Genomic DNA, 23,571 nt, shown 5'->3' on the forward strand with positions numbered 1-23,571 from the left:
ATGAATATAAAATTAGTTGCGACAGATATGGACGGCACCTTTTTAGATGACAAAGGGCAGTTTGATATGGTTCGATTGAAGCAGTTGTTGCTCCGTTTTAAAGAAAAAGGCATCTATTTTGCAGTAGCCAGTGGGCGTGGTTTGCTGTCATTAGAAAAGCTATTTGAGGATGTGCGAGATGAGATAATTTTTATTGCTGAAAATGGCAGTCTGGTAGAATTTCATGGAGAAGATCTCTATGAAGCAACCATGTCCAAAGATTTTTATCTGTCAGCTTTTGAGAAATTGAAGACATCTCCTTTCATCAATACCAGTGAATTGCTTCTAACAGGTAAAAAAGGCTGTTATGTTTTGGAAACAGTTGATCCAGCTTATTTAGCTTTTAGTGCGCATTATAATGAAAATATCCAAAAAGTAGCTCGCTTGGAGGATATTACAGATGAAATTTTCAAATTTACAACCAATTTTTCTGAAGAAACAGTAGCTGCAGGTGAGTCTTGGGTCAATGAGCACGTCCCTGGTGTTAAAGCTATGACAACAGGCTATAAGTCAATTGATATTGTCCTAGACTATGTGGACAAGGGTGTTGCTATTGTCGAATTGGCGAAAAAATTAAATCTTGAGATGGATCAAGTTATGACATTTGGTGACAATTTGAATGATCTACACATGATGCAAGTAGCAGGTTATCCCATTGCCCCTGAAAATGCTCGTCCAGAGATTTTAGAAGTAGCCAAAGAGGTCATTGGGCATCATGCGGCGCATTCAGTTATGACGTATATGGAGGGCTTATAATGGCAGATATAAAATTGATTGCCTTAGATTTAGATGGGACTTTACTAACTTCTGAGAAAAAAATTTCTGCTCGAAATTTAGCAGCGCTTAAAGCGGCTCAAGAGCAGGGAATCAAGATTGTTTTGACGACTGGTCGCCCTCTAAAGGCAATGGAGCTTTTCTTAAACGAACTAGGTGTAGCCAATCAAGAGGACGAATACACCATTACTTTTAATGGTGGTTTAGTGCAACGCAATACAGGTAAAATTCTTGATAAAACAGTCTTTGCTTATGACGATGTGGCTCGTATTTTTGAGGAAACAGAAAAGTTAGGCTTGCCACTAGATGCGATTTGCGAAGGAACTGTCTACCAAATCCAGTCAGACCATGAATCGCTTTATCAAACTTGCAATCCTGCTTTAACATTTGAGTCGGTTTCATTTGCAGACTTATCTAGCCAACAGACTTATAATAAATGTGTAACAGCTTATGCACCAGATCCGCTTGATCGTGGTATTGCTCAACTTTCGTCCGATTTATTTGACAAATATGAAATTTTTAAGTCGCGCGATATGCTGTTAGAATGGTCTCCGAAGAATGTCCATAAAGCAAATGGCTTAGAAAAATTGATTGCTCATTTAGGAATTGAACAAAGTCAAGTCATGACTTGCGGAGATGAAGCAAATGACCTGTCTATGATAAAATGGGCAGGACTTGGTGTAGCTATGCAAAATGCAGTAGCAGCAGTCAAAGAAGTTGCCAATGTGGTGACGCCGATGACCAATGATGAAGATGCTGTTGCTTGGGCTATAGAAAAATATGCACTGAAATAAAGGAGGAATTGAATGGGCTTATTTGATCGCCTTTTTGGTCGCCAAAAAGAAGAAAAACCAGTTGAAAGTATTCCTGAAGAAGCTGTAGAAACAGTATCAGAGGATGATCAAGGAAAGAATCTAGAAAAAGTAGAAACAGCTCCTGTAGAGAATACGCAATCTGAGAATCTAGATGAACAAACATTCCAAACAGAGCTGAAAGAACGTCTTGCTGAGGATGAAGTACGTCTTGAAACCATTCAAGAAAAAGTAGAAGAAATGGAGCCGGAAACGGCTACTACAGGATCAAGTCTAGAGTTTGCTGAAAATGATTTCCAAGCTCCAGAAAATCATACATTACAGAATGAAATGGGAACTCCACAACCTGACGAGACAGCAGCCTTTTCGCAACATACGACTCATCCAGCTGCCACAGATTTACAGGCACGTTTAGCAGAAGCTAGAAGACAGCAGGCAGAACAAGAAAATATGAGGCAGCTGAACAAAGCGAACGCAGGGTCAACTACGGTAGAGAAGACTATTAGCGAACCAGTTGAAGCAAGTTCATCTATTCAAAAAGAAACGGTTCAGGAAAAGTATGACCGTAGTCTTAAAAAGACACGGACAGGATTTGGAGCGCGGCTTAATGCCTTCTTTGCAAATTTTCGCTCGGTAGATGAAGAGTTTTTTGAAGAGTTAGAAGAACTCTTGATTACGAGTGACGTGGGAGTGCAAGTCGCTTCTAATCTGACAGAAGCCTTACACCAAGAAGCTCGCCTTGAAAATGCCAAAAAGCCAGATGTCCTTCGTCGGGTCATCATTGAAAAGTTAGTAGACATCTATGAGAAAGATGGCCAATTTAACGAAAAAATCAATTTACAAGACGGTTTGACAGTCATGCTTTTTGTTGGTGTAAACGGAGTTGGGAAAACCACTTCGATAGGAAAATTAGCTTATAAATATAAGCAGGCTGGTAAGACAGTCATGTTAGTTGCAGCAGATACTTTTAGGGCAGGAGCTGTTGCTCAGTTGGTGGAATGGGGACGTCGAGTAGATGTTCCTGTTGTGACAGGTCCAGAAAAGAGTGACCCAGCTAGCGTTGTTTATGACGGTATGGAGCGTGCAAAGGCTGAAAATGTGGATATTCTCATGATTGATACAGCCGGACGCTTGCAAAACAAAGATAATCTAATGGCAGAATTAGAAAAAATTGGACGGATTATCAAACGGGTAGATCCAGCTGCGCCGCATGAAACGTTCTTGGCACTAGATGCCTCAACCGGTCAAAATGCCCTTGTTCAAGCTAAGGAATTTTCAAAAATTACGCCAGTAACAGGAATTGTCTTGACAAAAATTGATGGAACAGCGCGTGGTGGTGTCGTTCTTGCAATCCGTCAAGAGCTGGATATTCCAGTTAAACTGATTGGATTCGGAGAAAAAATTGACGATATTGGAGTATTTAACTCTGAAAACTTTATGAAAGGGCTCTTAGAGGGCTTGGTATAAGAAAAAAGACTTGCAATTCATTCATTTTGCAAGTCTTTTGTATATATTTACTTTACCCCAATCGTCCTTCTTTGCGATAGGCTTCGTCTGGACGCCAATTCCAATCAGCTTCAAATTGATTGAGTAATTCAAAGCTGGCTTCGGGTCCCATAGTGCCTGATTTGTAATGATGAAGGGGAACTTCGTTATTTGCCCACAAGGTTTCAATACGGTCAATCAATTCCCAACTAGAGCGAACTTCGTCCCAGTGGCTAAAATTGGTTGAGTCATTGTTTAGCACATCGTAGATGAGCTTCTCATAGGGTTCTGGTGACGCACCAGAAGCTGTTGCATCTGTACGATAATCAAGTGTCAATGGAGCTAAGTTAAATTGCTCGCCCACTTCTTTGCCGTTCATGCTAAGAGAAAAACCTTCAGTTGGCTGAATGTAGATGGTCAACACATTTGGTTGGAGCGAGGAGCCAAAAATGGATTCCACTTGCTTAAAAACAATGTTGACATGAGTTCCTTTAGCAGTAAGACGCTTTCCAGTACGAAAGAAAAATGGAACACCACGGAAACGCTCACTATCTACAAAAAATGCACCAGAAGCAAAAGTTTCTGTAGTAGATTCTGGGTCAACATTTGGTTCGCTGCGATAGGAAATATACTTTTTCCCGTCTACTTTACCAGAAGTATATTGACCACGAATGAAGAGTTTTTTCAGATCATTATCAGTAGGTTTATGCAAGTGCTTAAAAACCTTAATTTTTTCAGCCCGAATATCATCTTTGGTGAAAGTTTTGGGTTTATCCATAGCAAGCAAAGACAGGAGTTGAAGTGTGTGATTTTGCACCATATCGCGCAGTGCACCTGAATGGTCGTAATAACCACCACGTTCCTCCACACCTAACTTTTCAGCAAAAGTAATTTGCACATTGTCAATATAATCGTGATTCCAGACATTTTCAAAAAGAAGATTGGCAAAGCGAATGGCAAAAATACTTTGAATCATTTCTTTGCCAAGATAGTGGTCAATCCGGAAAATCTGCTCTTCGTCAAATGTTGCCAACAAATCGTCGTTCAGTTTGCTAGCAGAGGCAAGGTCTGTGCCAAACGGTTTTTCTACAATTAAGCGTTCAAATCCTTTCCCGTCTACAATTTGCTCGGATTTGAGGTGTTTAGCAATGGTTCCGAAAAACTGAGGAGCCATGGACAGGAAGAAAAGTTTGTTATGTTCTGCTTGATATTGCTCGTCAAGGCTGTTTTGTAGTTTCCTTAATTCAATATAATGCTCAGTATCTTGGACGTCGTGACTTTGATAATAGAAATGGCTAGCAAATTCTTGCGCTTGCTCAGGGCTATCTGCGAGGTCTGTGATAGACTCGACCACGACAGATTCAAAATATTCCTTGCTCCAAGGTCTGCGAGCTGTGCCGATAACGGCAAAATGCTTAGACAGATTGCCAGATTTATACAATCTAAAAAGAGAGGGATAGAGTTTTCTTTTTGCCAAATCTCCACTGGCACCAAAAATTGTAATAATCACTTTTGAAGACATTTTGAACACCCATTTTCTAATATTTTATTTATTTTACCATAAATTGATTAAAATTTCTGATTTTTGATAGCTCGAAATAAAGAGTAAAAAAGATAAAAAATAAGGATAACAAGGACAAATAGAAGAAGAAAGACAAGATGCACACCTGTCGTAGTATCAGGAGCTTGATTGACCATGATAGCAGCAATCGCCGTTCCTAAAGCTCCAGCAAATGTTTGAGCCATTTGAAAGAGAGCAGTGGCGTCTGGTGACTTTTCACGACTAATTTGTGAAACAGACAAAGCCATCGTGTTGTTGAACGCCATATTGCGCCCAATTGTAAAGAAAATATAAAAGAGAATAATCAGTGGTAATGTTAGGAATTTCGTAAAGAATGCAAAAATGGAAACGGATAAGAAAAAGAGAAGATTCCCACCATATAGAGAAAGTTTAGGTCCCTTGGTATCATATAATTTTCCCAAGAAAGGTGCCGAAAAAGCTCCTAACATTGTTCCAGGTAGCAGTGCAAAACCAGCGGCAGAAGTAGCCTCGTGTTTTACTAAAACTAAGAAATTAGGAATCAGAAAATTGGCTGATAAATTTGAAAATTGGTAGAGAAAGAAAGGAATAATTCCTAGTAAAATAACTGGATTTTTCAAAATACGAATATCTAAAAAAGGATGTTCAACGGTTAGACTTCTCCAAATGAAAAGGATAAGTGATAATAAAAAGATGATAACAAAGCTCCAATTAAAGCTGCCTGCTTCTAAACTAGAAATCGCCATAATAGAAAAAGTAAGTGCGAGTGCAAGGAGCAAGAAAGAAACCCATTCAAAGGGACGTTCCTTTCTATTGGGGGTATTTTCTAAAAAGAAAAATCCTAAAATGAAGGAGATAATCGGAACCGGCATGATGAATGTGTAAATCATGTGCCAATCGAATGAACCAATCATCAAGCCGCCATAGGTGGGACCAATCGCAGGAGCTAGGCTTATAACAAGTCCAGACAATCCCATGTAAAAACCAATTTGGCTACGCGGAATACGTTCTACGATAAGATTAAACATAAGGGGGGTAGCAATTCCAGTTGCTGAACCTTGCAAAATGCGTCCTAACATGAGTAAGGCAAAATTAGGCGCAAGCATTGCAACACCATTTCCTAACGTAAAAATAGCTAGGCTGGTGAAGAGAATTCTCCGTTCAGACCAGTTGTGTGCTAGCGTAGCTCCGAGTGTAATTGTGATGGCGACAGCCAGCAGATAACCTGTCGTAATCCATTGCAATGTGCCAAGGTCTGTATGAAAAACTTTCATAAGATGTGGAAAAGTGACATTCATACTGGTTTCAGAAAGAATTCCAGCAAAAGTAATTAGAGCAGTGGCGAAAATAGATAGCAAGGTTTTCCTTGAAACAGGTTGATTTTGATGTGACATAGTACCTCCTAAAAATACAAATTTCTCTTATTTTATCATAATTGCTCACAAAAGAGCATAATAGGAGACCTAGAGAAATACTTCTCAGGTCTTCTTTTATTTATTCAATGTAGGTTAAAAGACACGATAGACATAAGGATTGCTAGGCTTTTCAACTTTCTTGAAACTATCCACTTCAAGCGTTGGCAAACTTTGTCCTAGTTGTTTATGATAGCGAATCGTAATTTTCCCGCTTGCTCTTATCCAGGTATTATTTTCAAAATGCTCCGTATTACCAGTTGTCAGAAGTCCATAGACTCCCGAATCGGCAATACAATGAATAATACCAAAGCGGAAAAGAAACTGGCTGTTTTTATCGCTCGGGTCATTATAGACAAACCCAGTAAATTCTAGCCGCTTTCCCGCAAATTCATCTGGATAATCATAGAGGACTTCCATGATTTCCATATAATTTTCAGTTGTAACGGAAATGATGTCTTTTTTCAGATATTTTTTTGCAGCTGCCCGCATTTCTTTCTCGTAAGCACTTTTAGTAAAATAGGTACTGGTATCAGGTTTTAGGTACTGATTGGTAGTGCCCTCATCAGCCTGAATGTTCTTAGAACTACCGTCAGCCAGCGGGAAATGGTAGCCCTTAGCAGAAACGGTTGTAGAGTCCAAATTGACCGTTGGAAAGAAGAGAGCAACGACAAGTGGTACAACAAGAAAAGCAATACTAGCAAATTTTGCAGAACGACTCGTCAAATGGCTGTGCACTTTCATTTTTTTCATCCAGACAATGAGCTGGACAATGGCTAGCACGAAAGAAAGAACCATTGAAATATATGCCAAATAAGAAAAATGCATGTTGATGTATTGATTGAGCTTGCCGGAAAGTTGCAAATACATGGTGATTTCAAAGTAACCAGCTAAAATTAGAAAACGAATCATAGCACCACCCCCACAAGCCAAGAGTAAATGACAACAACTAAACTAACAATTCCAATGAATTGCCAGATGAATCGTCCTTTGAGGTAATTTTTCATCATGAGGATATTTTTCACATCTAACATTGGTCCAATAACGAGAAAAGCCAGGACTGGCGCTAAACCAAAGCTAGAAATGAGCGAACTGCCGATAAAGGCGTCTGCTTCACTACAAAGCGAGAGAAGAAATGCAAGCACCATCAATAGTAAAATAGCCATAAGTGGTGTTGCACTAATGGAAGTCAGAATGCGTGTAGGCACGTAGACTTGCACTAGACTGGCAAAGAGACAACCAAAGACTAAGTAACGACCTGTATCAAAAAATTCGTCAATAGACTGTACAAACACTTGAAATACTTTCTTTGGCTGACTTAAATGAGAGAAGTCGTGTTCATGCTGAATAACTCGATTCTCTTTTTGAATAGTTGCCGTGTTGAGAAAGCCAAAGAAAATTCCTAAGATGATTGCCACAACAATAGAGCCAAGGGCTCTGAGTAAAGCCATTTTAAAGGAATTCCCAAAGGCAGAATAGGTCGCAAAAAGAACAATAGGATTGATAACAGGTGCTGTCACCATAAAAGGAACAGCTGTGTAACTTGGTACTTTCTTTTCTAAAAAACGATTGATAATAGGCACAATTCCACATTCGCAAGAAGGGAAAATAAAGCCAATAAAAGTACCAAAAAAAATCCTACCCCATTTATTCTTAGGCAGATAGCGATAAACTTTGTCTGGTGTGATATAAACCTCTATAAAACCTGAAATAATGCTCCCAATCAGCACAAAAGGTAGTGCTTCGATAATAATGGAGAGGAAAATCGCACCAGCTTGTAGCACACTAGGTGGCAGTTGATTAAAAAAGCTCATGACTTTTTAGCCTTTTGCTCTTTCTTGGTCTTTTTTTCTTTTTCATCAGGAAATTCTACCTTTTCGATTTTAGGTAACGTTGCAAATTCTTCAAACATTTTGTCCAAATCATCTGAACGCGTAAATTTAATAGCCATAACAGCCTCCTTTTCCTTTTTAACTATTATACTATCATTTTGAAAATTATGGTGAAATAAAGTCAGCAGAATAGTAATTAGCTTGTGAAAGAAGGAGATGAATGTGGTATAATAAATAGACTGTATGTGCAAAGGAAGGATCATGTCTCCAGATAATAATATAAAATTAAAATACTATAATCTTCAACCATTTACCAAATGGACGGGCGGAAAGCGGCAACTTTTGAGTGAATTGAGAAGCTATATGCCTGAAAAGTATAAGCGTTATTTTGAGCCTTTTGTAACTCCTTCGTCAAAAAGAATTTTAGCGAATTACGAAGATCTGATGCATAAATGAAAATACAGAGGAACTATATATGAAACTAGAGTTACCCACTCATCTTGCAGAGAGTTATAAGAGTAAATCTCAAATTGCAAGGGTGATAACAGAATCATGGGTTGCGGAAAATGCTTATTGTCCCAATTGTGGGCAGATTTACTTATCACATTTTGAAAATAATCGTCCTGTTGCAGATTTCTTTTGTGCTAATTGTAGAGAAGAATTTGAGCTGAAAAGTAAGCAAACTAATTTTTCCACAATTATTAACGACGGTGCTTATGATACGATGATTCGTCGTCTGGAAAGTGAGAATAACCCTAACTTTTTCTTTTTGAACTATTCTAAAGAAATGACGGTAATAAATTTTATTTTAATTCCGAAACATTTTTTTACACCTAAAATTATTATTAAAAGAAAACCCTTGTCGTCCAGCGCTCAAAGAGCAGGTTGGATAGGCTGCAATATTGATATTTCGCACGTTCCAGAGATTGGAAAAATATTTTTAGTCAGAGATGGACAGATTGCAAAACAGAGACAAGTACAAGAAAATTTTCAAAAAACACTTTTTTTACGAAATAAGACGAAAGATGCAAGAGGGTGGACATTAGATATTCTGAATTGTATTGATAGAATCCCGAAGAAAAACTTTACTTTGAGTGATGTATATGCATTTGAAAAAGAGTTGCAGGAACAATATCCAAATAATCACTTTGTTAAAGACAAAATTAGGCAGCAGTTACAAGTGCTGAGAGATAAAAATATCATTGAATTTATTGGACGAGGTCAGTATAGAAAGTTGGATAGGTAAGGATGAATATTGAGATAATAGAAACTTTGTCAAAAATTGTAACAATTGACGCTTCAACCGTTGAAGAGGGGATAAATCAAGTTGATCAATTGTATCGAAATGAAGAAATTATCCTAGATACCAATGATTATCTATCAACAGAGTATGTACCTTTAGATATGATAAACGTAAATAGTTCAAAGGACAAAGTAGCGCCATCCGAAGTATATGAATTTGTAAAATTATTTTGGCCTAATTGGGACAATGAAGAAGACGCCGAATCTCTCTCCGCTATGATTTATACTTTGTCGGACCCCGATTGTATCCGATGGATGAGTGAAAACCTAGAATTTTTTGATCAAGATTTATTTGAATATGATTATCATCCAGAATGGTTGGACTCTATTGAACACCGTTTATTACTTATACAAGAATTATTGAGTAATCGTACAAATTAGATGGAGCCTCACAGAACTAAGCCAGTTTGTTGAAAGTTCAACAGATGACGTGAATTTTGTCTGGGTGACAGATGGACAGGGCTGGAAAACGGCACACTTACCTCTTGCGGAAGCTTTTGCTCATATTCCAAATGTATTTAATCTGGAGATGATGAAGCGAGGGTATTTAACTGAGTTGTTACAATGATTGAGTACATAATCTGAGGAATAATTCATCTTTATCAGTGTTTTTAGAGTCCTGCTTGAGGACTCTTTTACTATTTAGAATGATAAATTGCACTTATTCTTGCAATTCATCAAATGAATAAAATAATGGCGAAAGAAGAAAGTAGCCAGAGAGACAATTGTATTTGGACTGCTGGATAAGGTATGGTATAATATTCTTTATGGAAACAAATATTATCGAACTATCGCAAAGTTTAAAGATTAGTCAGAAGCAAATTGGAAAAGTATTGGAACTGACAGCAGAGGGCAACACGATCCCATTTATTGCTCGTTATCGGAAAGAAATGACAGGGAATTTGGATGAGGTAGAGATTAAGGCTATTCTTGATTTGGATAAAAGTCTGACGAACCTCAGAGAGCGCAAGGCAACGGTGCTCGCGAAGATTGAAGAGCAAGGAAAACTGACGGAAAAACTACGTGCAGCTATTGAAGCAGCTGAAAAATTAGCTGATGTGGAGGAACTCTATCTTCCTTATAAAGAAAAGCGTCGGACAAAAGCCACGATTGCACGTGAAGCAGGACTTTTTCCTTTGGCACGACTCATATTACAAAATGCTGCCAATCTTCAAGAGGAAGCAACTGCCTTAACTAGCGAAACATTTCCGACAGCAGAATTAGCTCTAGCTGGAGCTGTAGATATTTTAGTGGAAGCCATTTCAGAAGATGTGCAGCTGCGTGCTTGGACCTATCATGAAATGCTGACAAATTCAAGCATTGTTTCAACTTTAAAAGATCAAGATTTGGACGAAAAGCAAGTGTTTCAAATCTATTATGACTTTTCCGAAAAAATCGCGGATATGCAGGGGTATCGCACTTTAGCACTTAATCGTGGTGAAAAGTTAGGTGTGCTCAAAGTTGGCTTTGAGCACAATGTAGATAAAATTATCCGATTTTTTGAAGTGCGCTTTAAGCTCAAAAATGACTACATTCATGAAGCAATCCAGCAAGCAGTGAAAAAGAAAATCATTCCAGCTATGGAACGTCGGATTAGGGCAGAATTGACCGAGACTGCAGAAGACGGTGCGATTCAGCTTTTTTCAGATAATCTGCGAAATCTGCTCTTGATTGCACCGCTCAAAGGACGCGTGGTACTAGGATTTGACCCAGCTTTTCGGACAGGAGCAAAATTAGCAGTCGTTGATGCGACTGGGAAAATGCTGACAACGCAGGTCATCTATCCTGTACCACCGGCAAAAGCAGCACAAATTGAAGCTTCTAAGCAAGATTTGTCAAACTTGATTGACCAATTTGGTGTTGAAATCATTGCTATTGGAAATGGAACAGCTAGTCGCGAAAGCGAAGCGTTTGTTGCGGAGGTGCTAAAGACTCATCCAAACGTCAGCTATGTTATTGTCAATGAAAGTGGCGCATCTGTTTATTCTGCTAGCGAGTTGGCGCGACACGAATTTCCAGACTTGACGGTCGAAAAACGTTCGGCTATCTCTATCGCACGTCGACTGCAAGACCCTCTTGCAGAGCTAGTTAAAATTGACCCAAAATCAATCGGTGTCGGTCAATACCAACATGATGTGAGCCAGAAGAAATTATCTGAAAGCTTGGATTTCGTCGTAGATACCGTTGTTAACCAAGTCGGCGTTAATATCAATACCGCAAGTCCATCTCTTCTATCGCATGTGGCAGGGTTAAACAAAACTATTTCTGAAAATATTGTCAAATATCGTGAAGAAGAAGGCATGATTCGCTCGCGCGATGCCATTAAAAAAGTTCCTCGTCTGGGTGCTAAAGCATTTGAACAGGCGGCAGGGTTCCTACGGATTCCCGAAAGTGATAATGTTTTGGATAATACAGGTGTTCACCCAGAGAGTTATCCAGCTGTTGAGAAATTGTTCCAAATGCTTGCAATTGCGGACTTGGATCAGGCCGCTCAGGAAAAATTGCAGTCTTTAGATGTCAAAAAAGTTGCTGCAGATTTGGACTTGGGAGAAGCTACTCTTAAGGATATCATTGCAGACTTGCTCAAGCCAGGTCGTGATATGCGTGATTCATTTGATGCACCGGTTCTGCGTCAAGATGTCCTTGATATAAAGGACTTACAAATTGGGCAAAAGTTAGAAGGCGTTGTTCGCAATGTCGTTGATTTTGGTGCTTTTGTGGATATTGGCATTCATGAGGACGGCTTGATTCATATTTCTAAGCTCAGTAACAGCTATGTCAAACATCCGAGTCAAGTAGTTTCTGTTGGTGACTTGGTAACCGTGTGGGTAGACAAATTGGATATAGAAAGAGAAAAGGTCAATCTTTCCTTGGTGGCACCGCGTGAATCTAACTAACTATGTCAGACAAGTCTCTTTGGAAGATTTTGACAAAGAATTTCGACATACGGCTTCTTGGAATAAGCGTCTTCGCTTAACAGGTGGACGCTTTTTTACAAAGGATGGTCATCTTGATTTTAATCCTAGAATCTATGAACAGTTTGGTTTAGAAACCTTCAGAAAAATTGTGCGGCACGAGTTGTGTCACTATCATCTTTACTTTGAAAAGAAGGGCTATCGGCATAAGGATCGAGATTTCAAGCAATTATTGAAAGCCGTGGACGGTTTGCGCTATGCCCCTACTTTATCAAGCCAATCAACTTCAAAAACGCTTGTTTATCAATGCCGGCATTGTCGTGCACAATATCATAGAAAAAGACGAATCAATACTGAGCGGTATTGCTGCGGACGCTGCCAAGGGAAACTCATTTTTGTCAGACAGTTGCAGTCTTAATGATTATTTTGACGAAACAATCAGAAATCCGCCTAAGGACGGATGGCATGATGACTGAAATGTGCTACACTAGATTCAGTATCAATGAAAGAGGCTTACTGATTATGAAAACAACATTTTATAAATTACGTCGAAATAGAGCTGTATCGGGAGTGTTAGCAGGTTTATCTGATAAATTTGGTCTAGATGTAGGTCTTGTTCGCTTTTTATTCGTTTTATTTACCATTTCTAATTTGGGTTTAGGGATTATCATCTACATCATCTTATCATCTGTGATGCCTTACAAGGAAGACGTAGAAGAAGAAATGTATGGGACAGGACCTCGTAAGCGCAAAGAAGCAGAAGCAATCAAAGAAGAAGACGGCTGGTTTTGGTGAGTGTGATGGAGCAAGCGCTTGGTTATATATGCTAAAAAGGAGTTCGGACAATGGACTCTTTTATTTTAGGAGTAGAAGAAATGGAATATTGGGATGCTTATAATGAGCAAAGAGAGCGACAAGGAGATTTTCTAAAGAGAGGGCAACCAATTGCGGAAGGTCAGTATCACCTTTGTGTCAATGTCTTTGTTCGTCATATAGATGGGGAATTTCTCCTGATGCACCGCAGTCCAAAAAAAGAAATTCATCCTAATTATTATGAGTTTGGTGCAGGAGGAAGTGTGTTGGCTGGTGAAGATAGCATGACCGCAGCTTATCGTGAATTGCAGGAAGAAACTGGGCTGATTCCTAGAGAAATACAACTAATTGAGCAGACGACTTCACCTAAAGAACACTGTCATTTTGATTTTTATGAGGCAATTGTCACAGAGAAAGACGTGAAATATCAAGAGGGTGAAACGGATAGTCACATCTGGCTGAAACCTAGTGAATTACGATATTTTATGAACCGTTATCCTTTATTTCAAGATCAAAAACAAATTGTAGAAAGAATGCTCCAGTCAGAGAAGTAGTAAATGCCATGTATGTTTGTCCATTTTCTTTAAAAACAAGGATGAAACTCTCCTTTAATCTGAAAATTTGCTATAATAGAAAAAGAAACTATCAAAGGGGAAGAATATGACTGTAAAGATCAAAGATCTATTAAAAAAAGTCAGATTAAATGTGGTTTATGGCGACGAGAAAATGTTGGAAAGAGAAATTACGACCTCTGATATTTCCCGTCCAGGACTTGAAATGACAGGTTATTTTGACTATTACACACCAGAGCGTATCCAACTAATGGGCATGAAAGAATGGTCTTACTTGATGAAGATGACGTCACATAATCGCTATCAGGTTTTACGGAAAATGTTTGAACGAGACACTGTTATGATTGTGGCGCGTGATTTGAAAATTCCCGATGAGATGTTAAAGGCTGCAAAGGAAAATGAAATTGTTGTTCTCAGCAGTCACACACCAACTAGTCGTTTATCCGGTGAGATTTCAAGTTATTTGGATTCGCGTTTGGCTGAGCGAACCAGTATTCATGGGGTTTTAATGGACATTTACGGGATGGGTGTCTTGATTCAAGGAGATAGTGGAATCGGAAAAAGCGAGACTGGATTGGAGCTGGTGAAGAGAGGACATCGTTTAGTTGCAGATGACCGCGTGGATATCTATGCAAAAGATGAAATGACTCTTTGGGGCGAGCCAGCTGAAATTTTGCGCCATTTGCTTGAGATTCGCGGTGTCGGAATTATCGATGTCATGAGTCTTTATGGAGCTAGTGCTGTCAAAGATTCATCACAAGTGCAGATTGCCGTTTATTTGGAAAATTATGATGTCAATAAAACATTTGACCGTTTAGGAAATAATGGTGAAGAGTTTGAAGTATCAGGTGTTTCCATTCCAAGAATCCGTATTCCTGTGAAAACGGGCCGCAATATTTCGGTAGTGATTGAAGCAGCAGCAATGAATTACCGTGCAAAAGAAATGGGCTTTGATGCCACGAAGACTTTTGAGGAACGCTTGACCAATCTCATTAGTGAAAATGAGGTGTCTCATGATTGATCCAATTGCATTTAAGATAGGGCCTCTTAGTATTCGCTGGTATGCGATTTGTATTGTAACAGGTTTAGTTTTAGCTGTTTATCTGGCTATGCGTGAAGCGCCGCGGAAGAAAATCATTCCAGATGATATTCTTGATTTTATCCTCATTGCGTTTCCTTTGGCAATCGTTGGAGCTCGCATTTATTATGTTATTTTTGATTGGGGCTATTATGCTAAAAATCCTAGTGAGATTTTTGCCATTTGGCACGGAGGAATTGCTATCTATGGCGGTTTAATCACCGGAGCGATTGTCTTGTATTTTTTCTCACAGAGAAAGCTTATCAATACGCTAGACTTTTTAGATATTGCGGTTCCAGGAGTGATGATTGCCCAAAGTCTTGGGCGCTGGGGAAATTTCTTCAACCAAGAAGCTTACGGAGCGGTCGTTAAAAGTTTAAATTACTTACCAAGTTTTATTCGCAATCAAATGTACATTGATGGTCATTATCGACAACCAACTTTCCTTTATGAGTCGGTTTGGAATTTGCTTGGATTTGCTCTGGTGATGATTGTACGAAGAAAGGAAAACTTCCTCAAACGTGGTGAAATTACAGGGTTTTATCTGATTTGGTACGGAATGGGGCGCATGGTCATTGAAGGGATTCGGACAGACAGTCTCATGTTTGCTGGCTTGCGTGTGTCACAATGGTTGTCTGCTGTTCTAGTGGTTGCCGGAATCATTCTCGTCATTTACCAACGCAGAAAAAAAGATACCCCTTATTATTAAAAAGTTAGGAGAAGAAAAATGCTTGAGATTGCTTATAGTTTAGTTGCCCTCGCTTTGGTTGCCTTGATTGTTTATACGATTTTTTTGGTTAGGAAAATCTCAAATGTCGTTGACGAAACAGAAAAAACAATTCAGGTGTTGACGACAGATGTCAATGTGACACTCTATCAAACCAATGAATTGTTAACGAAAGTGAATGTTTTAGCAGATGATATTAACGGAAAAATGACAACCATTGACCCGCTTTTCACTGCAGTTGCAGATTTATCTGAGTCCGTTTCGGATTTGAATGATTCTGCTCGTCATTTGAGTAAAAAAGCCGCTGCAGCAGGAAAAAATAGTGTCAAAGCTGGTGCAACTTTATCAGCTTTGCGCATGATTACAAAACTATTTAAAAAATAAGAAAGAAGGCTTATTATGGGTAAATTTTCATCAATCCTTTTAGGAACAATCTCTGGAGCGGCTGTAGCTGTATTTCTTACTAGCAAAAAAGGAAAAGAAGTGACTGCTAAGGTTTCTGATTTTATGAATGACGTCAAAGAAAATCCAGATGATTTTAAAGATCAAGTAGTACAAAAAGCCAATCAATTCTCTAACCAAGCTGTAGAAGCAGTCAACCAAGCCAAAGAAAAGGTTGAAAGCGGAGAAATCACAGGCGAAACTGTTCTTGACTCTGTGAAAGAAGCAACGAAACAAGTAGTTGACTTTTCACAAGAGAAAATGCAAGAATGGAAAGAAAAAATGACACCAGAAGGTATCTCTCCAGAAGATTTCAAAAAAACTGAGCAAGAACCAGTTGATAAAGAAACCACATCGGAGGATATTGTCATTGATTTGACAGAAAACCAAGAATCGGAAAATGAAGACAAAAACATTGAGGACTAGCACCTCAATGTTTTTAACTTTTTAACTAAATCGATTTTACATCACAACGAATCACAACAAAAACAGTGCCTTGCAAATAGGCACTTTAATTTCAAAACTATTTATTTCTTTTCCGACGAATAAATGCTTGCTGCATTTTAATGCAGACTAAACTAACACCAATTGCTAAAGCAAAAGCTAAGAAAGTGTTTACTTTAATAGACAAGAATAAAAAGCTAAACAAAGCTGTCAAGATACAAAATGTAGCAATATTCACGAAAAATAGTAATTCTTTCAGGTTTGGATTCGTTTTTGCTTCAGGAATGTAATCTTGATAAAGGGGATATTGTTCTTGTTCTAATTCTGGATAGGTGTAGTCCTCTTGATAGGACTGATATTTTCTTGCGGTCATGTTCTCTCTCCTTACAGTACTCTCTTATTTTATCATGATTTTAATTAGATAAATATTACATAACAGTTACAAAAAGGCTAAAAATGCTTTTCAAATTAAAAAATAGAAGAGAAATCAAAAATATGTTATAATTTTGCTATGAAAAAGATTATCATTACAGCGACAGCTGAGAGCGTTGAACAAGTAAAAGAGCTTTTAGAAGCAGGTGTGGATCGCATTTATGTAGGTGAAAAAGAGTATGGTCTTCGATTACCCCGTACTTTTTCTTATGACGAATTGCGACAGATTGCAGCCCTTGTACATGAGGTAGGCAAAAAGTTGACAATTGCTGTCAATGCTTTGATGCATCAGGAAATGATGAATAAAATCAAGCCATTTCTTGATTTTTTAGTGGATATTCAGGCGGATTATATTACTGTAGGAGATGCTGGAGTTTTTTATGTGTTAAAACGTGATGGTTATCCGTTTAAGACGATTTATGATGCTTCAACTATGGTTGCCAGCAGTCGTCAGGTGAACTTCTGGGGGCAAAAAGCTGGCGTTTCTGAGGCAGTTCTAGCGCGTGAAATCCCATCTGCTGAACTTTTTAAAATGCAAGATATTTTAGAAATTCCTGTTGAGATCTTGGTTTATGGTGCGAGTGTGATTCATCATTCTAAGCGTCCACTTTTGCAAAATTATTATAATTTTACTCATATTGATGACGAAAAGAGCCGTGAGCGTGATTTATTCCTTGCAGAGCCGAGTGACCCAGATAGCCATTATTCTATTTTTGAGGACAATCATGGGACGCATATTTTTGCAAATAATGACTTGGATATGATGGCGAAACTTGAAGAATTGGTAGAACATGGCTTTACACATTGGAAATTAGAAGGCATTTACACGCCAGGACACAATTTTGTTGAAATTGTCAAACTCTTTGTGCAAGCGCGTGAGCTGATTGAGACCAATCAATTTACACATGATCAGGCTTTCCTTTTGGATGAGCAGGTTCATCAATTGCATCCAAAGAATCGTTTCTTGGATACTGGATTTTATGAATATGATCCAGACCAGGTGAAATAAGGGACGCAGGTAGTTGCGAGTTGCGACTGCTTGTTTAACTTTCACAATCTGTTTCCTTTAGCTTGCTTTCAAACCTTTTTTGCTATAAAATAAAAAGGCTAAGTATTAGAATTTAGAAAAGAGCGAGAATATGACAAAAACTTTGAAAAGACCAGAAGTTCTGGCGCCTGCTGGAACCTTGGAAAAATTAAAAGTCGCCATTCGCTATGGAGCGGATGCTGTCTACATTGGCGGACAAGCTTATGGTTTGCGCAGCCGTGCTGGAAATTTTACGTTTGAAGAAATGGAAGAGGGCGTTCAATTTGCTCGAGAGCATGGCGCAAAAGTCTATGTGGCTGCGAACATGGTAACCCACGAAGGCAATGAAGAAGGAGCTGGGGAATGGTTCCGCACTCTGCGAGATATTGGCATTTCTGCCGTTATCGTATCTGACCCAGCATTGATTGCCATTGCTTGTACAGAAGCGCCAGGTTTGGAAGTACACTTGTCAACACAAGCTAGCGCAACAAACTATGAAACATTGGAATTTTGGAAGGATTTGGGGTTGACACGTGTCGTTTTGGCACGTGAGGTTTCCATGGAAGAATTGGCAGAAATCCGCAAACATACTGATGTGGAGATTGAAGCCTTTGTTCATGGGGCTATGTGCATTTCTTACTCAGGGCGCTGTACTTTATCTAATCACATGAGTATGCGGGATGCCAATCGTGGGGGGTGCTCTCAGTCTTGCCGCTGGAAATATGATCTCTACGATATGCCTTTTGGACAAGAGCGCAAGAGCTTAAAAGGCGAAATTCCAGAAGAATTTTCTATGTCGGCTGTTGATATGTCCATGATTGACCATATTCCAGATATGATTGAAAATGGGGTGGACAGCTTGAAAATTGAAGGACGCATGAAGTCTATTCACTACGTATCTACTGTTTCAAATTGTTACAAGGCGGCAGTAGATGCTTATCTTGAAAGCCCTGAGAAGTTTGAAGCAATCAAGCAAGATTTAGTAGATGAAATGTGGAAAGTTGCGCAGCGTGAGTTGGCAACGGGATTTTATTATCATACACCGACTGAAAATGAGCAGCTTTTTGGAGCACGCCGCAAAATTCCGCAATATAAATTTGTGGCAGAAGTGGTGGCTTATGACCCTGATACGCAAACAGCGACTATTCGGCAACGAAATGTCATCAATGAGGGCGACCCAGTTGAATTTTATGGCCCTGGTTTCCGTCATTTTAACGCAGTCATTACAGATTTACATGATTCAGATGGAAATAAAATTGATCGGGCTCCAAATCCGATGGAACTATTGACGATTTCCTTGCCACATCCGGTTTATCCAGGTGATATGGTACGCAGTCGTAAAGAAGGTTTGATAAATCTTTATAAAGAAGACGGCACAAATGTCACAGTACGGGCATAAAAATCCACATTGAGAAGAGGTTTGAATGGTTAATTCTGCCTCTTTTCATTTGTAAAAAATATTTTAAAAAAATGAATGTAAACGCTTGCTTTTTTAAAAAAGAAGGTGTACAATATAATTAAAGAAAGATAAGAAAGGGCTGATTCCAATGGGTATCGGAACATTCATATTTTAAATCGTTTATGATGTATTAGTTTCTATTTGCTAATTGTTTTTCTTAATTGGAGGTATTTGATTAAATATTTCTGAAGATGTCATGTAGTGGTTTGTAGAATTGCATCGCGTATGAAGAACGCAAAGTAAGAATAAATAAGAATGTTATTTGATGCAGTCGGTAGAAGCTTTTTAATGATTTTCATGCTTAGTAAAAAAACCGCTATTGTTTTAGATGAAAAAACTTGTTTTTGATATATTGTGGACAAGAAAATCATTCTTTAATAAAATAACGATGGAATCATCATAAGAATCTCTTTTCAGATAATTACTTTCTGAAAGTCTATCTATCACTTATTAGCAAATAGAAACGGCTCCTAGCTTTCTGTAGGTATACAGTAACTAGGAGTTTTTGTATGCTCTGTTCTTTGAAAAAAATCATGAAAAGTAGTATAATAAATTAGATATGCAAAAGATTTGCAAAACTGTAATTCGACTTGGGATTCCAAGGACCGTTAGTAAAAAAAATTGAAAAGGAGAATCAATGAGCAATATTAAATTGATTGCTTTGGGCGGTGTACGTGAAAATGGGAAAAATCTTTACATCGCTGAAGTGGATGAATCTATTTTTGTCCTGGATGTCGGATTAAAATATCCAGAAAATGAACAGCTTGGTGTGGATTTTGTTATTCCAAATATGGACTATTTGTTTGAAAATAAGGATCGTATTGCAGGGGTCTTTTTGACACACGGGCATGCGGATGCAATTGGTGCCTTGCCTTATTTACTTGCTGAAACGAAAGTCCCTGTATTTGGCTCAGAATTGACGATTGAGTTGGCTAAGTTATTTGTCAAAGGAAATGATACGGTCAAAAAGTTCAATGATTTTCATGTGATTGATGAAGACACAGAGATTGATTTTGGAGGTACAGTTGTATCTTTCTTTAAAACAACGCACTCTATTCCAGAGAGTTTAGGGATTGTTTTGAAAACGTCTGAAGGGAATATTGTTTACACAGGTGATTTCAAGTTTGACCAAACGGCTAGTCAGTCTTACGCAACAGATTTTGCTCGCTTGGCGGAAATTGGTCGTGAAGGTGTTCTAGCTCTTCTTAGTGATTCTGCAAATGCGGATAGTACGATTCAAGTGGCAAGTGAGAGCGAAGTTGCAAAGGAAATTAGCGATACAATTGGAGACTGGGAAGGACGCGTGATTGTTGCGGCGGTTGCAAGCAATCTTTCTCGGATTCAACAAGTCTTTGAAGCTGCTGCTAGGACAGGGCGTCGTGTTGTGTTGACTGGATTTGACATTGAAAATATCGTTCGTACAGCTATTCGCTTGAAGAAATTATCACTTGTGGACGAACGTTTGCTAATCAAACCAAAAGAAATGTCCAAGTTTGAAGATCATGAGTTGATTATTTTGGAAACTGGGCGTATGGGTGAGCCAATCAATGGCTTGCGCAAGATGTCTATTGGTCGTCACCGTTATGTAGAAATCAAAGAAGGTGATTTGGTTTATATTGTTACAACACCGTCTATCGCAAAAGAAGCCTTGGTGGCACGTGTAGAAAACATGATCTACCAAGCAGGTGGTGTTGTCAAACTAATTACGCAAGATTTGCGAGTGTCTGGACATGGAAATGAGCGCGATTTGCAATTGATGTTAAACCTCTTGCAGCCAAAATTCTTGTTCCCAATTCAAGGAGAATATCGTGAATTGGCAGCACATGCTAAAGCTGCCATGGCAATTGGTATGTTGCCAGAGAATATTTTTATTCCAAAGCGTGGTAGCATTATGGAATATGAAAAGGGTGATTTTGTACCTGCTGGTGCGGTATCTTCTGGTGATGTTATGATTGACGGAAATGCGATTGGTGATGTCGGAATTATCGTTCTTCGTGACCGCAAAGTTCTGTCTGAAGACGGTATCTTTATCGTAGCCATTACAGTAAACCGTCGTGATAAGAAGATTATTTCCAAAGCCAAGGTTCATACACGTGGATTTGTTTATGTCAAGAAAAGCCGTGATATTTTGCGTGAGAGTGCTGACTTAATCAATAAAACAGTTGAAGATTACCTTGCAAAAGATAATTTTGACTGGAGTGAGTTGAAAGGCTCGGTGCGTGACAATCTTGCGAAATATCTCTTTGAGCAAACCAAACGTCGTCCGGCAATTTTACCTGTTGTAATGGAAGTGCGTTAAGTAGGTTAAATTAGCACATTTTATATAGTTACAAAAATCGTGGGGTCAGGACATTTGTTCCAACCCCTTTCTTACATTTATATTAAAAGGAGAAAAAATGGCATTTTTTGAAATAGAGTATCATTCAGCAGTACTAGAAATGGAGCGTCGTGTCAATGTCATCTATCCTGATGCGGATGCAGTAGCCCCCAGTCAGATAGCAGATATGGATATTCCCGTTCTTTACCTTTTGCACGGCATGGGAGGCAATGAAAATTCGTGGCGAAAACGGACGAATATTGAGCGTTTACTGCGCCATACAAATTTAATTGTCATTATGCCGTCAACAGATCTTGCTTGGTACACTAATACTGCTTATGGATTGAATTATTATGATGCTATAGCAAAAGAATTGCCTGAGGTTATGCAGCGTTTCTTTCCCAATATGAGTCGGAAACGGGAGAAAACATTTATTGCAGGTCTGTCAATGGGAGGTTATGGGGCTTATAAAATAGCCTTGACGACAGATCGATTCTCTTATGCAGGGTCATTTTCAGGCGCTATTGGGCTCGGTCTAGATGATGTGGACATAGAAGAACTTCCAGGTGGGACGCTCAACTATTGGCAAGGTGTGTTTGGTGATTTGAAAGCAGCTGATGTCAAGCAGCATTTTTTGACGACAATGGCAAAGAAGTCAGATAAAAAGACTAAATTTTACGCTTGGTGTGGGGAGCAGGATTTTCTTTATCAAGCAAATGAAGTAGCTGTTAAACAATTGCGCGAATGTGGCTTAGATATCACCTATCATCATAATCCGGGAAAGCATGAGTGGTATTATTGGGAAAATCAACTAGAAGAATTTCTGAAATGGTTGCCGATTGATTTTGAAGTGGAGGAGCGCTTATCCTAAAGTTGCTTGAGAAATGACTTTTTTGACAGCAATTTACATTTTTTTGTCAATATTTTATTCTTTCTTTTACAGTTATCTATGTTAAGAAATTTTTAAGCGAATCTCATTATACTTACTCTTTACATTTGAGATTAGGAGGGAAGTATGAGGTTTATATTTCGATTGATTTCGGGGCTATTTCGATTGCTCTGGCGATTGTTTTACACAGTTGCATTGACAGTACTCATTTTTGTGGGAATATTGTATGTCATTAGTCCTTCTAAAAGCAATTTTTCGACAACACTTCAGCAAGATGTCAGTCAAATTTATCGATATGTAAGTGGACAGGATAGTCAGCTAGGCCTTGGACAAAATGTGAAAGACCTGACCAAACAGCTATCGGACAATCATGTTCATCAAGCGTCTGGTGTCCGATGGGACACAGCAAGCGCTACGGTTTATATAGATACACAAGATGAGACATTTCGCTCAGCTTATCAAGAAGCCATTCGTGCTTGGAATCAAACAGGTGCTTTTACTTTTCAGATTGTAAATGATAAAAATCAAGCCAATATTGTGGCGACAGAGATGAATGATGGTACGGTGAGTGCGGCAGGTGAGGCAGAATCACAAACTAATTTATTGACGAAACGCTTCACAAATGTAACGGTTCGACTAAATCGTTACTATCTATTGAATAGTCAATATGGCTACTCTTATGAGCGAATCGTAAACACAGCAGAACACGAACTGGGACATGCGATTGGATTGGAGCATAATGAAGAAAAATCCGTCATGCAATCTTCTGGCTCGTTTTACGGGATTCAAGCAGTAGATGTTCAAGCAGTAAAGGAGTTGTATCAAGCATAAAATGATAAGAAATATCTTTAAAATCATTAGACGTTTCCCAGAGCAAGTTTTCTTGTTTGTCTTTAATTCTAGTATTTTTGCATGGCTATGGCAAAGTGGTTCTGATATTGCCAATCATATCGGTGTGACAGCTGCATGGCAGGAACATGTTCCTGTGTCCATTCAGAATTTCTTTGGTCAAAATAGTCAAGCTATTCAAGGATTTTTCAATCATTCAGCTGTGATGTGGTTGATTGGTTCGATGATAATTCTTTGGGTCATTCGTTTTGTAAAAGGAATCATCAAATTAGGGCTTTTTGCTTTGATTATTCTATTAGGTGTTTACCTTGTGATGCAAAATCAAGAAATTTTAAGTAGTTTTAAATGAAAATGCGGTCAAAATGAACTGCATTTTTGTTTTCTAAGATAGCAGTTGAGATAGGAATCTGCT

25 protein-coding genes and 2 pseudogenes are annotated in these 23,571 nt (G+C 38.7%); 21 read left to right on the plus strand and 6 right to left on the minus strand.

Translation table 11 applies throughout. From position 1 onward, the window contains the following. From EL087_RS03245 to ftsY, 3 genes are read left to right on the plus strand one after another with little or no spacing between them, the layout of a single operon-like run. Complete coding sequence (locus EL087_RS03245) at positions 1–795, plus strand: Cof-type HAD-IIB family hydrolase (protein WP_003027662.1); 795 nt, start codon at positions 1–3, stop codon at positions 793–795. Continuing rightward, the gene (locus EL087_RS03250) at positions 795–1,607 is read left to right on the plus strand and encodes a Cof-type HAD-IIB family hydrolase (protein WP_003040276.1); all 813 of its coding nucleotides are present in this window, start codon (positions 795–797) and stop codon (positions 1,605–1,607) included. Before EL087_RS03245 ends, EL087_RS03250 begins: the two co-directional genes overlap by 1 nt. Positions 1,608–1,619: 12 nt before the next feature. Continuing rightward, a complete protein-coding gene (ftsY, locus tag EL087_RS03255; RefSeq protein ID WP_126406815.1) occupies positions 1,620–3,092 on the plus strand; it encodes a signal recognition particle-docking protein FtsY in 1,473 nt (490 codons plus the stop codon). Between the two features lie 52 nt (positions 3,093–3,144). Here ftsY and zwf read toward each other — a convergent pair whose 3' ends face one another. From zwf to EL087_RS03280, 5 genes are all read right to left on the minus strand, one after another. Further along, positions 3,145–4,632: a glucose-6-phosphate dehydrogenase gene (gene zwf / locus EL087_RS03260; protein ID WP_003040074.1), complete on the minus strand. Its 1,488-nt coding sequence runs from the start codon at positions 4,630–4,632 to the stop codon at positions 3,145–3,147. A 47-nt stretch (positions 4,633–4,679) separates the two neighbouring features. Then, positions 4,680–6,044 carry an MFS transporter gene (locus tag EL087_RS03265; protein ID WP_126406817.1) on the minus strand — a complete coding sequence of 455 codons (1,365 nt, stop codon included), beginning with the start codon at positions 6,042–6,044 and terminating at the stop codon, positions 4,680–4,682. Positions 6,045–6,158: 114 nt separating this feature from the next. Beyond that, a complete protein-coding gene (locus EL087_RS03270; protein ID WP_126406819.1) occupies positions 6,159–6,974 on the minus strand; it encodes a TIGR03943 family putative permease subunit in 816 nt (271 codons plus the stop codon). Then, complete coding sequence (locus tag EL087_RS03275) at positions 6,971–7,876, minus strand: permease (protein WP_049513474.1); 906 nt, start codon at positions 7,874–7,876, stop codon at positions 6,971–6,973. Before EL087_RS03275 ends, EL087_RS03270 begins: the two co-directional genes overlap by 4 nt. Next, positions 7,873–8,013, minus strand: coding sequence for an SPJ_0845 family protein (locus EL087_RS03280; RefSeq protein ID WP_003027644.1), 141 nt, complete (start codon positions 8,011–8,013; stop codon positions 7,873–7,875). The genes EL087_RS03275 and EL087_RS03280 overlap by 4 nt, the downstream gene beginning before the upstream one ends. A 142-nt stretch (positions 8,014–8,155) precedes the next feature. Between EL087_RS03280 and EL087_RS03285 the strand changes: the two are divergent. The 12 genes and pseudogenes from EL087_RS03285 to EL087_RS03340 all read left to right on the plus strand — a co-directional run. Beyond that, a pseudogene (locus EL087_RS03285) lies at positions 8,156–8,296 on the plus strand (DNA adenine methylase); the annotation flags it as partial. 73 nt (positions 8,297–8,369) lie between these two features. Next, positions 8,370–9,140 (plus strand): DpnI domain-containing protein, encoded by a 771-nt coding sequence (locus tag EL087_RS03290; RefSeq protein WP_003027638.1) that lies wholly within the window; start codon positions 8,370–8,372, stop codon positions 9,138–9,140. A gap of 2 nt (positions 9,141–9,142) precedes the next feature. Further along, a complete protein-coding gene (locus EL087_RS03295) occupies positions 9,143–9,577 on the plus strand; it encodes a DpnD/PcfM family protein (RefSeq protein ID WP_126406823.1) in 435 nt (144 codons plus the stop codon). A 10-nt stretch (positions 9,578–9,587) separates the two neighbouring features. Further along, a pseudogene (locus tag EL087_RS03300) lies at positions 9,588–9,764 on the plus strand (DpnII family type II restriction endonuclease); the annotation flags it as partial. 199 nt (positions 9,765–9,963) lie between these two features. Then, complete coding sequence (locus tag EL087_RS03305) at positions 9,964–12,093, plus strand: Tex family protein (protein ID WP_126406825.1); 2,130 nt, start codon at positions 9,964–9,966, stop codon at positions 12,091–12,093. Further along, positions 12,080–12,529, plus strand: coding sequence for a SprT family protein (locus tag EL087_RS03310; protein ID WP_126406827.1), 450 nt, complete (start codon positions 12,080–12,082; stop codon positions 12,527–12,529). Before EL087_RS03305 ends, EL087_RS03310 begins: the two co-directional genes overlap by 14 nt. Positions 12,530–12,633: 104 nt before the next feature. After that, a complete protein-coding gene (locus tag EL087_RS03315; protein WP_049534177.1) occupies positions 12,634–12,906 on the plus strand; it encodes a PspC domain-containing protein in 273 nt (90 codons plus the stop codon). A 50-nt stretch (positions 12,907–12,956) separates the two neighbouring features. Next, positions 12,957–13,478 carry an NUDIX hydrolase gene (locus tag EL087_RS03320; protein WP_126406829.1) on the plus strand — a complete coding sequence of 174 codons (522 nt, stop codon included), beginning with the start codon at positions 12,957–12,959 and terminating at the stop codon, positions 13,476–13,478. Between the two features lie 106 nt (positions 13,479–13,584). Beyond that, the gene (hprK, locus tag EL087_RS03325; RefSeq protein ID WP_049534181.1) at positions 13,585–14,517 is read left to right on the plus strand and encodes an HPr(Ser) kinase/phosphatase; all 933 of its coding nucleotides are present in this window, start codon (positions 13,585–13,587) and stop codon (positions 14,515–14,517) included. Beyond that, positions 14,510–15,283 (plus strand): prolipoprotein diacylglyceryl transferase, encoded by a 774-nt coding sequence (gene lgt / locus EL087_RS03330; protein ID WP_164558126.1) that lies wholly within the window; start codon positions 14,510–14,512, stop codon positions 15,281–15,283. The genes hprK and lgt overlap by 8 nt, the downstream gene beginning before the upstream one ends. Positions 15,284–15,301: 18 nt before the next feature. Next, a complete protein-coding gene (locus tag EL087_RS03335; protein WP_106083292.1) occupies positions 15,302–15,685 on the plus strand; it encodes a DUF948 domain-containing protein in 384 nt (127 codons plus the stop codon). Between the two features lie 15 nt (positions 15,686–15,700). Further along, complete coding sequence (locus EL087_RS03340) at positions 15,701–16,168, plus strand: YtxH domain-containing protein (RefSeq protein ID WP_126406831.1); 468 nt, start codon at positions 15,701–15,703, stop codon at positions 16,166–16,168. 97 nt (positions 16,169–16,265) lie between these two features. Here EL087_RS03340 and EL087_RS03345 read toward each other — a convergent pair whose 3' ends face one another. Continuing rightward, positions 16,266–16,559, minus strand: a complete 294-nt coding sequence (locus EL087_RS03345) for a DUF3270 domain-containing protein (RefSeq protein WP_003027603.1) — start codon at positions 16,557–16,559, stop codon at positions 16,266–16,268. Between the two features lie 138 nt (positions 16,560–16,697). Between EL087_RS03345 and EL087_RS03350 the strand changes: the two genes are divergently transcribed. The 6 genes from EL087_RS03350 to EL087_RS03375 all read left to right on the plus strand — a co-directional run bounded on the left by EL087_RS03350 (position 16,698) and on the right by EL087_RS03375 (position 23,508). Continuing rightward, entirely contained in the window at positions 16,698–17,627 is a 930-nt protein-coding gene (locus EL087_RS03350; protein ID WP_126406833.1) for a peptidase U32 family protein, read from the plus strand. Between the two features lie 130 nt (positions 17,628–17,757). Continuing rightward, positions 17,758–19,044 (plus strand): peptidase U32 family protein, encoded by a 1,287-nt coding sequence (locus tag EL087_RS03355; protein ID WP_126406835.1) that lies wholly within the window; start codon positions 17,758–17,760, stop codon positions 19,042–19,044. A 697-nt stretch (positions 19,045–19,741) separates the two neighbouring features. After that, entirely contained in the window at positions 19,742–21,403 is a 1,662-nt protein-coding gene (locus EL087_RS03360; RefSeq protein WP_126406837.1) for a ribonuclease J, read from the plus strand. Between the two features lie 97 nt (positions 21,404–21,500). Continuing rightward, positions 21,501–22,292, plus strand: coding sequence for an alpha/beta hydrolase (locus EL087_RS03365; RefSeq protein ID WP_049534203.1), 792 nt, complete (start codon positions 21,501–21,503; stop codon positions 22,290–22,292). 144 nt (positions 22,293–22,436) lie between these two features. After that, complete coding sequence (locus tag EL087_RS03370; RefSeq protein WP_126406839.1) at positions 22,437–23,141, plus strand: matrixin family metalloprotease; 705 nt, start codon at positions 22,437–22,439, stop codon at positions 23,139–23,141. A 1-nt stretch (position 23,142) separates the two neighbouring features. After that, on the plus strand, positions 23,143–23,508 hold the full coding sequence (locus EL087_RS03375) for a hypothetical protein (RefSeq protein ID WP_126406841.1): 366 nt from the start codon (positions 23,143–23,145) through the stop codon (positions 23,506–23,508). The last annotated feature ends 63 nt before the right edge of the window (positions 23,509–23,571 follow it).

This window comes from Streptococcus milleri (assembly GCF_900636525.1).
Taxonomy (GTDB): Bacteria; Bacillota; Bacilli; order Lactobacillales; family Streptococcaceae; genus Streptococcus; species Streptococcus hominis.